This window comes from Geothrix sp. 21YS21S-2 (genome assembly GCF_030846775.1).
In the GTDB taxonomy this organism is placed as follows: Bacteria; Acidobacteriota; Holophagae; order Holophagales; family Holophagaceae; genus Mesoterricola.
In genome coordinates, this window is sequence record NZ_CP132910.1 from 3,544,396 (window position 1) to 3,557,032 (window position 12,637).

The 12,637-nt window shown below is 68.6% G+C and carries 8 protein-coding genes and 2 pseudogenes; 5 read left to right on the forward strand and 5 right to left on the reverse strand.

Annotated features, from left to right (window positions below; genetic code table 11):
- Positions 1-17: 17 nt before the first annotated feature.
- Both hrpB and RAH40_RS15655 read right to left on the reverse strand, forming a co-directional pair.
- A complete protein-coding gene (gene hrpB / locus RAH40_RS15650) occupies positions 18-2,417 on the reverse strand; it encodes an ATP-dependent helicase HrpB (protein WP_306598499.1) in 2,400 nt (799 codons plus the stop codon).
- Positions 2,414-3,142 carry a gamma-glutamyl-gamma-aminobutyrate hydrolase family protein gene (locus RAH40_RS15655; protein WP_306598500.1) on the reverse strand — a complete coding sequence of 243 codons (729 nt, stop codon included), beginning with the start codon at positions 3,140-3,142 and terminating at the stop codon, positions 2,414-2,416. Before RAH40_RS15655 ends, hrpB begins: the two co-directional genes overlap by 4 nt.
- Before the next feature lie 99 nt (positions 3,143-3,241).
- Here RAH40_RS15655 and RAH40_RS15660 point away from each other — a divergent pair, with 99 nt between their 5' ends.
- Both RAH40_RS15660 and RAH40_RS23055 read left to right on the forward strand, forming a co-directional pair.
- On the forward strand, positions 3,242-3,691 hold the full coding sequence (locus tag RAH40_RS15660) for a single-stranded DNA-binding protein (protein ID WP_306598501.1): 450 nt from the start codon (positions 3,242-3,244) through the stop codon (positions 3,689-3,691).
- A gap of 301 nt (positions 3,692-3,992) precedes the next feature.
- A pseudogene (locus tag RAH40_RS23055) lies at positions 3,993-4,904 on the forward strand (glycoside hydrolase family 5 protein); the annotation flags it as partial.
- Positions 4,905-5,058: 154 nt separating this feature from the next.
- Here RAH40_RS23055 and RAH40_RS15665 read toward each other — a convergent pair.
- From RAH40_RS15665 to RAH40_RS15675, 3 genes are all read right to left on the reverse strand, one after another.
- A complete protein-coding gene (locus RAH40_RS15665; protein WP_306598502.1) occupies positions 5,059-5,958 on the reverse strand; it encodes a bifunctional 2-polyprenyl-6-hydroxyphenol methylase/3-demethylubiquinol 3-O-methyltransferase UbiG in 900 nt (299 codons plus the stop codon).
- Positions 5,959-6,026: 68 nt separating this feature from the next.
- Positions 6,027-7,283 (reverse strand): glucose-1-phosphate adenylyltransferase, encoded by a 1,257-nt coding sequence (locus RAH40_RS15670; protein ID WP_306598503.1) that lies wholly within the window; start codon positions 7,281-7,283, stop codon positions 6,027-6,029.
- Positions 7,284-7,393: 110 nt separating this feature from the next.
- A complete protein-coding gene (locus tag RAH40_RS15675) occupies positions 7,394-8,362 on the reverse strand; it encodes an FHA domain-containing protein (RefSeq protein ID WP_306598504.1) in 969 nt (322 codons plus the stop codon).
- Between the two features lie 169 nt (positions 8,363-8,531).
- Between RAH40_RS15675 and RAH40_RS15680 the strand changes: the two are divergent.
- From RAH40_RS15680 to RAH40_RS15690, 3 genes and pseudogenes are all read left to right on the forward strand, one after another.
- A pseudogene (locus tag RAH40_RS15680) lies at positions 8,532-9,104 on the forward strand (ATP/GTP-binding protein); the annotation flags it as partial.
- A 356-nt stretch (positions 9,105-9,460) separates the two neighbouring features.
- Positions 9,461-10,912 (forward strand): glutamate--tRNA ligase, encoded by a 1,452-nt coding sequence (gene gltX, locus RAH40_RS15685; protein WP_306598506.1) that lies wholly within the window; start codon positions 9,461-9,463, stop codon positions 10,910-10,912.
- A 1-nt stretch (position 10,913) separates the two neighbouring features.
- Complete coding sequence (locus RAH40_RS15690) at positions 10,914-12,620, forward strand: glutamine--tRNA ligase/YqeY domain fusion protein (RefSeq protein WP_306598507.1); 1,707 nt, start codon at positions 10,914-10,916, stop codon at positions 12,618-12,620.
- The last annotated feature ends 17 nt before the right edge of the window (positions 12,621-12,637 follow it).

Below are 12,637 nucleotides of genomic sequence, written 5' to 3' on the forward strand. Positions count from 1 at the left end.
TCTATTTCTAAAACACCCTAGACCTCCGGCCAGTGGTGCTTGGGGTACCTGCGGGCCAGCCCCGGCCTCATCTCCTTGTAGACCCGCTGCCAGAACCCCGCCAGGTCCGTCGTGACCTGCACGGCGCGGTTGTTGGGGGCCAGGAGGTGGAGCACCAGGGGAACCTCGCCCCCGCCGATGGCGGGACCCTTCTTGAGGCCGACGAAGTCCTGGAGCCGGGACGCCACCCAGGGGGCGCCGTCCCCGTAGTTCACGCGCAGGCGGCGCCGGGGGATCTGGATCCATTCCGGTGCCCAGGCGTCCAGGAGCCGCGCGGTCTCGGCCCCCAGGGCACGGCGCACGGCGCCGGGCCAGTCCGCGGCCTCCAGTTCCTTCAGGCTGGCGAGGCCCTCGCAGGCGCCGGTGAGCAGCACCTCGCGCAGACCGGTCTCGTCCGGGATGGCCAGGTCGGGGCGCAGCCTCGCCAGGAAGGCCAGGCGGGGCAGAAGGCCTTCCAGGGGGGCCGCGCCCGTGGCGGCCCGGGCCAGCACCTGGGCCGCGCCGGGGTGGCCGGGAGGCGCGGGGCGCCGGCTCTCCATGAGGAGCAGGTCCTCGAACCAGAGGCGGGAATAGAGGTCAACGCGGCCCGTGCCCCCGTTGAAGGCCAGTTCCTCGGTGTCGCGGATGGCGTCCGGGAACGCGTCCAGGAGCCAGTCCGGCTCCAGGCGCGAGGCGGCCTGGACCTGGATCTGCCCGCCCACGCCGTCGGCCTCCAGGGCCAGGATCCACCCCGCCCGGCGCACCCGGCACTGGGGCGCGAGGCGCGCGCCGCCCCCGCCCACCAGGGTGCAGGTGCCGTTGCCGCCCACCCGGGCGATGCGGTCGGGGTAGGCCGCAACCATGGCGCGCAGGAGCCCCTCCTCGTCCTCCTCCAGGGCGCCGCCGCCCAGGGCCCTGAAGGCCAGCCGCGCCTGGCGCAGGGCCGCAGGATCCGTGCCCGCAGGCTCCAGGTAATGGTCGATGCGGGCGAGGACATCGGAATCCAGCGCATGGCCCTGGGGGGCGCCTCGGGGGGCCAGGTCCTTGCGGGCGACCAGGTCCCCGGTTTCCAGGAGCACGGCCGCGAGCCTTGCGAGGTTGGGGATGCCGGCGTCCTCGCCGGCGGTCACCAGGCGCGCCAGGCGGGGGTGGAGGGGCAACCGCGCCATGCGCCGGCCCAGGGCCGAGATCCGACCGTCCTCCATGGCCCCCAGGCTCTCCAGGAGCTTGCCGCCGGCCTCCAGGGCCTTTGCCGGGGGCGCCTGGAACCACTCCAGGCCGGCGCCGATGTCCAGGTCGGCCAGGGCCAGAAGCGGTTCGGCCAGATCCGTGCGAAGGAGCTCGGCGGCATCGAAGGGAGGCCGGGCATTGAACTCGGCCAGGGAGAAGAGCCGCAGGCAGACCCCGGGCCCGGTGCGCCCGGCCCGCCCCGCGCGCTGCACGCAGCGGGCCTGGCTGATGCGGACGGTGCGCAGCCCCGGCAGGCCCGACCAGGGGGAGTGGAAGGCCTCCCGCCCCAGGCCCGAGTCCACCACGGCACCCACCCCCTCCAAGGTCACGGAGCTTTCGGCCACGTTGGTGCTGAGGATGACCTTGAATCGCTCGCTGGGGGACACCGCCTCCTGCTGCGCATCGAACGGGAGGCTCCCGTGCAGGGGCAGAAGCCGCAGCCCGTGGGTCTCGGCGGTCCGGGCGCAGCTGCGCAGGCAGCGGCGGATTTCGCCGGCGCCGGGGAGGAACACCAGGGTGTGGCCCTTGAGGCCCTCCCGGTAGAGCCGGTCCACGGCACCCGCCACCTGGTCCTCCAGGGGGGCGGACTCGGGCCGCTGCTGGTGCCGGATCTCCACGGGCCACTGGCGCCCGGGGCAGGCCAGGGCGGGGGCCTCCAGGAAGGCCGAGATGGGCCCGGGGTCCAGGGTGGCGCTCATCACCCCCAGCCGCAGGTCCGGGCGCGCCCCCTTCCGCAGCCGGCGCAGGAGGGTGATGGCCAGGTCCGTCTGCAGGTGGCGTTCGTGGAACTCGTCCAGGAGGACCGTGGAGATGCCGCGCAGGGCGGGGTCGTCCTGGAGCCTGCGCAGCAGCAGCCCCTCGGTGACGAAGCGCACGCGGGTGGCGCGGGAGACCTTCTGCTCGAAGCGCACCGCGTAGCCCACGGCGCCGCCCAGCGGCTCCCCCAGTTCCGCGGCCACCCGGGCCGCGGCGAGGCGCGCCGCCAGGCGCCTTGGCTCCAGCACCCAGCACTCGCCTTCGGCGAGCATCCCCGCATCAAGCAGGGCCCGGGGCACGCGCGTGGTCTTGCCCGCGCCGGGCTCCGCCCCAAGAACCAGGCAGCCCCGGTCGCGCAGCGCCTCGACGATCGCCGGGAGGAAGGGGTCGATGGGCAGGGGGGAAAGGGTCAAGACCGCTCCCGGAGCGCCTCGGCGAAGCCCCGGAAGATCCCCAGGGCGCTCAGTGCCGCCGGATGGTCCATGGCAACCAGGTTCTCGGGATGCCACTGGACCGCCACCACCCACCGGGAGGTGTCGGCGGCCTCGAGGCCCTCAACCAGGGGCCGCCCGTCCCTGGCGGTGCCGTGCCAGGCCACCGCCCGAAGGCCCGGGGCCAGGCGGCCCACGGCCTGATGGTGCCGGCTGTTGACCTCCACCGCTTCGGCCCCCACCAGCGCGCGCAGCCGGGAGGCGGGGTCCACGATCACCCAGTGGGCGAGTTCGGGAGGGAGGCTGGAGGAACCCAGGCAGTGACGCTCCGGCCCGCAGCCGTAGTGATCCGGGATGTCCTGCACGAGGCTGCCCCCCAGGGCCACGTTGAGCAGCTGCTCCCCTCGGCAGATGCCCAGGATGGGCAGGCCCAGGTCCCAGGCCCGGCGGGCCAGGGGGATCTCCAGGGCGTCCCGTTCAGGGTCCGGCTCGGCCTCGGGGTGCACGGCCTCCTCCGGATCCCAGTTGGCGGGGTGGATGTCGTCCCCGCCGGTGAGGAGCACCCCCCGGAAGCCCTCCAGGGGGGGGACCGGGTCCCCGGGGCCCACAAGGAGGATCTCCCCCTCCCAGCCCCCCGCCCGGACCGCCGGAACGTAATGTCGGCCCGCGGATGACTTGTCTCGGCAGGTTATGAGAAGGCTTGACACGAAAACTCCCGCTATCATCATTGTCACCCTACCACCAGCTCAGACGGACTGAGGCATTCGGTGAGGCGGAGAGCTCCGCCACCTACAAGGAGGAAGAACATGTCCGGATCGTTGAACAAAGTGATGCTGATCGGAAACCTGGGCCGGGATCCCGAGCTCAAGATGACCCCGTCGGGCCAGGCCCTGGCGCGCTTCTCCGTGGCCACCACCGAGACCTGGAAGAACCCCCAGGGTGAGAAGCAGACCAAGACGGAGTGGCACAACATCGTGGTTTGGGGCAAGCAGGCGGAGATCGCCGAGAAGTACCTGCGCAAGGGCAAGCAGGTCCTCATCGAGGGCCGCATCCAGTACCGTGAGTACACCGACCAGGCGGGCGTCAAGAAGACGGCCTGCGACATCCGTTGCGACAACTTCGTGATGCTCGGCCGGCTTGAGGAAGGCGGCGGCCGGCCCTCCGGCGGCGGCGGCGCCGACGAGTACGAGCCCACCGGTGCGCCCGCTCCCGCTTCGGGCGGCGGTCAGGTCTACGACGACGACATCCCGTTCTGAGGGGTGCCGGAGCCGACCGTGTAGCTTGATTTGAAAAAAGCCCATAGGAATATGGGCTTTTTTCATGATTGAAGCCTCGAGTCCAGGCTGGGGTCGCCCTACCATCCCGGGAACCATCGGGCACTCCCGGACATTGGGTAACGATGGAAGTGCCCCGATGATGCGGTCGTTCTTTCTCTTGATGGCGCTCCTGGCGGCGGCGGGCCTCCACGCCCAGACGCAGGGGGCTGCCCCAGCTTCGGTGGCGCCAGGTGCAGGGATGGAGTTCTGGACCGGCCGGCCCCGGTGTGGTGCCAATTGCATGAACGGAAGCCCTCCATCCAGGGCCTATTTCAAGGAAGCCCGCAGGCAGGGCATCCAATGGCTCCGCTTGGCCTACGACAAATGGAAACCAGCCAGACGTGATTTCCTGCTGGGAGACGCCAGCCGGTACGAGGGACTGGTGGCGGCCGATCTGAAAACGCTCAAAGCCACCCTCGATCGCGCCCATGCGGAAGGGATCAAGGTCGTGGTGGTGCCCCTCTCCCTGCCCGGGATGCGCTGGAGCCAGAACAACGGCGCCCGATTCGACGGACGGATCTGGCGGGACAAGGAAGGGTGGAGACAATCGGCGAGGTTCTGGGGCGACCTCGCCAAGGAGCTGAAGGGCCACCCGGCCGTGGCAGGGTACAACCTGGTCAACGAACCCGCCCCTGAACGGGAGGGCGGCGCAGCGGAAGATGCTTCGCCGGAGGAACTGAAAGCGTGGTACGCCACCGTGAAAGGGTCCGCCTGCGATCTTCCCGGGTTCTACAAGCTGGTCCTGGCCGCCGTCCGGAGGGTTGACCCTGACATGCCTGTGCTGCTGGATTCGGGGTGGTACGCACGGGCCACGGGTTTCACGTACTGGCCGGATCCGGTGGGTGATCAAAAGACGCTCTACGCCTTCCACATGTATGAACCCTACCCTTGGTCCAGTCCGGCGAATTTCCGGCGGGCCGAACCGTGGGTATACCCCGGCCCGGTTCCTTCCGTTTCCGGGCGGGAGCAGGAATGGGATCGGGCGGCGATAGCCCGTTTTCTGCAGCCGGCCTACGACTGGGCCAGGGAACAGGGGATCCCGGCCCATCGCATTGTGGTCGGCGAATTCGGTTGCCACCGGCTCTCGCCGGGGTGCGCCACCTATCTGGAGGACGTGCTCTCGGTGGTGGAAGGGCAGGGGTCCCACTGGGCCTTCTACGCGTTCCGGGAAGACACGTATGACGGTTTCGGCTACGAATTGGGCACCTGGAAGGCCCCTTGGGCCTTCTGGCAGGCCCAGAAAAAAGGCCGGCCCTGGAAATGGGAGCGGACCACGACGTCTCTCTATGAACCCATCGCCCGCCGCCTCAAGGCCGAAAGGGAAAGGCCCTCGCGCCCGGCACCTTCCTGCAGTAGAAACGGATCGTGTTCCCCATGGGCAGCGCCAGGCTCATCGCGGACACCAGGAAGGCCAGGGGACCAAGAAGCGTCCCCAGGAGGAGGTGCAGCCAGGTCCAGGGGCTTCGGCGCAGGGAGATGCCCGCGGGGTTGCCCATGAGGGCCCGGTACAGCCGGCTGGGTTCGCCCGGGAGGAGGTTGAGCCAGTTCTGGAGGGTCGTGAACGCCGAATATTCCAGGGAATACCAGGTCCGCTCCTCGACCCTGAAGCCGCAATGCTCCACCAGTCCGGCCAGGGCCGCAGGCGTGAGGAAATGGAGGTGGTGTGGGTAGTCGAAGCACAGGTTGCGGCGTCCCAGGAGCCTGAATCCCCAGGTGCGGAAGTTGGGGACCTCCACCACCAGGAGTCCCCCGTCGGCAAGGAGATCCCGGGCACAGGCCAGGTAGGCCCTGGGGTTCGCGAGGTGCTCGAGCACATGGAAGAACGTGATCACATTGAAGGAGGCCGGTTCCAGGCCAAGGTCCGGCAGCTCCCCCACGGCGACATCAATGTTCCTGAGGCGCCGCGCCGCCTCGGCCGCGGTGCGGGACACCTGGGTGCCCTTCACCGTCCAGCCTTTCGCCTTGAAGAGGGCCAGCAGGTCCCCGCGGCCGCAGCCCACGTCCAGGATGGAGTTCCCGCCCCCGCACCTTGCCGCGACGGCCCGGTACCTTGAGGACTTCAGGCCCACCACCAGGGCCTCCGCCAGACCCAGGAACCGGCCGCCGGAGTCCTCCTGGTAGTAGTCCTCCTGGTAGAGTTCCGCCTGCGCCGCGGGTTCGGGCAGGGGATCCAGGCTGGCGCCACCACAGGCCCGGCACCGGACCACGGCGGGCTCGCCGGGCCTCCACGGTTCCAGGGGTCCTCCTCCACAGAATGCGCAGGCCACGGCTCGTCTCAGGCCTCCGGCCCGATGCGCGTCCCCGCGCACAGGACGGTGTTCTTGGGCACCACGACGATGCCGTCCTGGACCACGTAGTCGCCCGCGTCCAGCTCCGTGCCGCGGGGGAAGGGCCTGATGACCACGCCCGCGCCGATGCTCACGTTCTTGTCCAGGATGGCGCCCTCGATGTGGCAGTCGGGGCCGATGCCCAGGGGCACCTCCTTGTGGAGGCGCTGGTAGTAGTCGGCGCCCATGACGATGCTGTCCAGGATGCGGGTGCCGGGGCCGATCTGGCTGCGCACGCCGATGATGGAGTGGGTGATCTCGCCGCCGCCCTCGATGACGCAGCCCTCGCAGAGCAGCACGTCCTTGAGCTTGGTGTCCGAGCAGATGGAGCCGGGCAGGAACCGGGAGTGGGTGTAGATGGGGTGGTGGGCGTCGTAGAGGTTGAACTCGGGGTTGGGGCGGGTCAGCTCGAGGTTGACGTCGTAGAAGGAGCGGATGGTCCCGATGTCCTGCCAGTAGCCGTCGAAGTCGAAGCCGGAGACGTTCATGCGGCTGATGGCGAAGGGGATGACGTGGTGGCCGAAGTCGTCGAAGTCCGGGTGGCTGGTGAGGAGGTCCACCAGCACCTCGGTCTTGAAGAGGTAGATGCCCATGGAGCCCAGGAAGGGGCGCTCCGGGTCGTCCCGGCTGACCATGGCCTCCTGGGCCTCGGGCGTCTTGGGCTTCTCCACGAAGTTGACGATCCTGCCGTCCGGGGTGCGCTTGAGGAGCCCGAAGCGGTCCGCCTCGTCCTTGGCCACGGGCTGCACGGCCACGGTGATGTCGGCGCCCTTGGCGATGTGGTGGGCCACCATGGGGGCGTAGTCCATGCGGTAGAGGTGGTCCCCGGCGAGGATGAGCACGTGCTCGGTGCCCACCACCTGGATCTGGAACAGCTGCTTGCGGATGGCGTCGGCGGTGCCCTGGTACCAGCCTTCGCTGGTGGGGGTCTGCTCCGCGGCCAGCACCTGCACCCAGCCGGTGTGGAACACGTCGAACTTGTAGCTCTCGGAGATGTGCCGGTGCAGCGAGACCGAATTGAACTGGGTCAGCACGTGCATGCGGAAGATGCCGGAGTTGATGCAGTTGCTCAGCGGGATGTCGATGAGGCGGTACTTGCCGGCGATGGGGACGGCGGGCTTGGAGCGCATCTTGGTGAGCGGATAGAGCCGCGCGCCGCGGCCCCCTCCGAGAATCACGGCGAGGACGTTGTTCAGCTTGGGCATGGGTGCTCCTGTCTAAGGCCGGAGGCAAGGCGAACTGGATCGGTATATCCAAAGTAAGCCCAAACCGGCCCCCTGGGGGGCCGGAATGAGCCATTGTGATGAAAAGCGTCCTAGCGGTCCACCTTGATCACGATGGAGTTCGAGAACATGTCCTGGAACCCCTTCCGGTCCGCGCCCAGGATGAGGAGGTAGGGCAGGCATGCCAGCATGCCGCTGACCCAGTGGCCCACGAGGCGGAGGATGGCCTGGCCCCAGTCGATGTTGCCGGCGGGGTTCATCTCGGGGACGACGCGGAGCTTCATGATCTTCTTGCCGATGGTGGCCCTGAATTTGACCATGCTCCAGAGCATGAAGACCATGTAGCCCAGCCCCAGGAACGGGTACAGGAGGCAGCTGAAGAGGACCGTGATGCCGTGGGAGACCGCGCCCAGAACCGCCGAGGCGACGATGAACACGACGAACAGGAGCAGCCAGATGCCCACGTCGATGAGGTAGGCCACGAACCGCGTGCCGAAATCCCCCCGCTCGATGGCGCCGCCGTAGATCAGGGGCTGGGCGTCGTCCGGGACGCCGGGCAGGTAGGGCTGCAGGAAGGCGGGGGCGGGGTTGTCGCCCTGGGGGGCCATGGGACGGGGGGCCGGGGGCGGGGGAGGAGCGGGCGGGGGCGCCTGGGGCGCCGGTGGCACCGGGGGCTCCAGGGCGATGGGGGCCGGCTCGGGCGCTCCACCCTGGATCTTGGCCATCTCGTCCAGGTTCATGCGGACGGTGCCCAGGGGGTTCACGTCCTCCACGGGCCGGGGGTCCACGAAGGTGAGCTGCATCTGGCCGAGGGTGATGCGGTCCCCGTCCTTCAGGGATCCGGTCTCCACCTTGATCCCGTTGATGAGGACGCCGTTGCTGCTGCCGAGGTCCTGGACCTCGTAGCCCGTGGCGGTCCTGCGGAGCACGGCGTGGTGACGGGAGATGCTGGGGTCGGCCAGGCGGAGGGTGTTGTCCAGCTCCCGCCCGATGCTCACCTCATTGTCGACCAATTCAAATTCGCGGGCTCCATTACTCTCTTGAACGAGCAGTTTTGCCATGGTCTCCCCTTTATTTTCTGGATCTCTTGAGCAGTCTAGTGGTGTCCTATGGGTTATGCAAACAGTCAACCCCCCCGGGCCCGGCTAATTTGCCCCGGACGGGCTTCAACCTTGACCTGACCCCCTGGATTCAGCCAATCTGGCATCCCTTCTCCCCCGTGGAGGCCGCATGGTCCTTTTCAACGCAGCTACCAAAGAGCTGACCGCCAAGATCGTCTATTACGGCCCCGGCCTCTGTGGCAAGACCACCAACCTTCAGCATGTCTATGATTCCCTTCCCCAGGACGGCCGGGGGAAGATGCTCAGCCTTGCCACCCAGACGGACCGGACCCTCTTCTTCGACTTCCTGCCCATCGAGCTGGGGACGATCCGGGGCATGAAGACCCGGATCCAGCTCTACACCGTGCCCGGCCAGGTGTTCTACGACGCCACCCGCAAGCTCGTGCTCAGGGGGGCCGACGCCGTGGTCTTCGTGGCCGATTCCCAGGCCCAGGCCCTGGAGGGCAACAAGGAGAGCTTCCAGAACCTTATCGACAACCTGCGGGAGCAGGGGTCGGAGCTGGAGAAACTCCCCCATGTCATCCAGTTCAACAAGCGGGACACGCCCAACGCCCTGCCCACGGACGTGCTGAACCGGGAGATCAACCGGTTCGGGGTCCCCACCTTCGAGGCCTGCGCCACCCGGGGGCAGGGGGTCCGGGAGACCCTGTCCGGGGTCGCCAGGCTGGTCCTCAAGCACCTCACAGAGAAATACGGCGGGGGCGCCCCCGCGGAGCCCCAGCGCGACATGTTCCCCGCCCGCCCCAGCGCCCGCGCCGAGGCGGCCAAGGAACGTATGCCTTTGGAAGTAGAGGAGTTGGGCGCAGGCGAGATGCTCGAGGAGATCGACGAGCTGCCCGTGACGGAAGCCGGCGGGATGCCCACCGGGGAACCCGGGGCCCACCCCAGCACCAGCGTCGTGGAAGTGCCCGTGGTCCTGGACCGCAGCCTCTTCAGCAGCTCCGGCCCCGTGGAGATCCGCCTGAAGCTGTACCTCAAGTAGGATTTGGGGGTTCGGGCCGCATCGGGCAGACTATAAGGTTCAGGCCCGAGGTCTAGATGCAAAAACCCGTCGTAACCCGCTTCGCCCCCAGCCCCACCGGCATGCTCCACATCGGGGGGGTCCGCACCGCCCTGTTCTGCTGGCTCTATGCCCGGCGGCACCATGGGACGTTCATCCTGAGGGTGGAGGACACCGATCTCACCCGCAGCACCGACGACAACATCCGGATCATCGAGGAGGGGATGGAGTGGGTGGGCCTGGACTGGGACGAGGGTCCCGTCCCCGGGGACCCCAACGCCTACCGCGGTCCCCACGGCCCCTACCGCCAGATGCTGCGCATGGACCTCTACCGGGCCAAGATCGCCGAACTGCTGGACAAGGGCCTCGCCTACCGCTGCGAGTGCAGCCGGGAGGACCTGGACGCCCGCCGCAAGCAGGCCGATGCCGAGGGCCGCCCCTTCATGTATGACGGGCGCTGCCGGGACAAGCACCTGGACGCCTCCGTGCCCAGCGCCATCCGCCTGCGCATGCCCGACGAGGGCGAGATCGTGCTGGAGGACCTGGTGAAGGGCCGCATCGCCGTTCCCGCCTCGAGCCTGGACGACTGGATCATCGCCCGCCAGGACGGGACCCCCACCTACAACTTCTGCGTGGTGGTGGACGACGTGGACATGGGCGTCACCCACGTGGTGCGCGGCGACGACCACGTGGCCAACACCCCCAAGCAGATCGTCCTCTACCGGGCCCTGGGCTACGACCTGCCCGGGTTCGCCCACGTGCCCATGATCCTGGGCAAGGACAAGCAGAAGCTCAGCAAGCGCCACGGAGCCGCCAGCATCACCGAGTTCCGGGACGAGGGCTACCTGCCCGTGGCGGTGCGCCTGTGCCTGGCCAAGCTGGGGTGGACGCCCAAGGTGGACGGCAAGGCCGCCGAGAGCGTCGAGGAGGAGCTGCTCACCGACCAGCAGCTCATGGACAACTTCGACCTGGGCGAGATCCAGAAGGCCGCCGCGGTCTTCGATATCGACAAGCTCAAGTGGATCAACCAGAAGTTCATCCAGCGCCTGGACTGGACGGAGATCGCGCCGCACCTGCGCTGGCAGTGGCAGATGCGGGGCCTGGAGGCCGCCTGGGACGCCCGGTCCGACGAATGGAAGGCCCTGGCCATCGGCTGCAACAAGAACCGGGCCACCCTCGTCGAGATGGCCGACACCCTCGCGTTCCTCTTTTCCGGGGCCGCCGAGCCGGCCGAGGCGGACGTGGCCAAGTACCTGACCTCCGCCGTGCGTCCAGCCCTCCGGGAGGTCCTGGCCCTGGAAAACTACGAGCACGACGCCCTGAAGGCGGACGTGGATGCCATCCTGGCCCGGCACGGCCTCAAGCTCAAGGACCTGGCGCAGGCCCTGCGCCTGGCCTTCACCGGCAGGCTGGTGAGCCCCCCCATCTTCGACACCATGGCCCTCCTGGGCCGCGGGGACGTGTGCGCCCGCCTGGAAAAATGGATCTGACATGACCAACGAGACCCCCGCCCCCGAGACCCGCAGCCTCAACTTCATCGAGGAGATCATGGAGGCCGACGGGGCTTCCGGCAAGCACGGGGGCCGCATCTGCACCCGCTTCCCCCCCGAGCCCAACGGCTACCTCCACATCGGCCACGCCAAGTCGATCTGCATCAACTTCGGCCTCGCCGGGAAGTACGGCGGCACCACGAACCTGCGGTTCGACGACACCAACCCGGTCAAGGAGGACGTCGAGTACGTGGACTCCATCCGCGACGACGTGCGCTGGCTGGGCTTCGACTGGGCCGGGGAGCACTACGCCTCGGACTACTTCCCGTTCCTGTACGACTACGCGGAGTACCTGATCGGCCAGGGCAGGGCCTATGTGTGCGACCTGGGCGAAGAGGAGATCAAGGACTACCGGGGCAACTTCTTCAAGCCGGGGCGAAACAGCCCGTTCCGCGACCGGAGCCCCGAGGAGAACCTGGACCTCTTCCGGCGCATGCGCGCCGGGGAGTTCGCGGACGGCGCCAAGGTCCTGCGCGCGAAGATCGACATGCAGAGCCCCAACATGAACATGCGGGATCCCCTCATGTACCGCATCAAGCGCGCCCACCATCACCGCACCGGCGACGCCTGGCTCATCTACCCCATGTACGACTACGCCCACGGCATCTCGGACGCCATCGAGCGCATCACCCACTCCATCTGCACCCTGGAGTTCGAGGACCACCGCCCCCTCTACGACTGGTTCCTGGCCCAGGACACGGAGGGGAAGTTCTTCTCGAGGCCCCACCCCCGCCAGATCGAGTTCGCCCGGCTCAACCTCACCTACACCGTCATGAGCAAGCGCCGCCTCCTGGAGCTGGTGAAGGAAGGCTTCGTCAGCGGCTGGGACGACCCCCGCATGCCCACCATCACCGGCCTGCGCAGGAGGGGCTACACCGCCGCCAGCATCCGGGCCTTCGCGGACAAGGTGGGCGTGGCCAAGCGGGACATGGTGGCCGACGTGGGCCTCCTGGAGCACTGCGTGCGCGAGGACCTGGCCGGGAGCGCCCCGCGCGCCATGGCCGTACTGCGCCCCCTTAAGCTTGTCATCGAGAACCTGGCCGAGGGCGAGGTGCACTGGCTGGACGTGCCCAACCACCCCGAGAACGAGGCCCTGGGCCGCCGCAAGGTCCCCTTCTCCCGGGAAGTCTTCGTGGAGCGGGAGGACTTCCAGATGGAGGCCCCCAAGAAATGGTTCCGCCTGGCCCCCGGGGCCGAAGTGCGCCTGAAGAACGCATGCCTCGTGCGCTGCACGGGCGTGGTGCAGGATGCCGCGGGCGAGGTCACCGAGCTCCGCTGCACCTGGGATCCCGCCTCCCTGGGCGGGGACGCCCCCGACGGCCGCAAGGTCAAGGGAACCCTCCACTGGGTGTCGGCGGCCCACGCCCTGGCCTGCGAAGTGCGGCTCTACGACCGGCTCTTCACCGCCAAGGACCCCATGGACGTGCCCGAAGGCGAGGACTGGCGGCACTTCCTGAACCCCGGGAGCAGGGAGATCCTGGCATCGGCCCAGGTGGAGACCTCCCTGGCCAAGGCGAAGCCCGGCCAGGCCTTCCAGTTCGAGCGGCTGGGCTACTTCGTGGCCGACCCGGACGGACGGGAGGGGAACCCGGTCTTCAACCGCACGGTGAGCCTCAAGGATTCCTGGGCCAAGGCGGAAGCCAAGTAGCCAGGTATTTCCGCTAT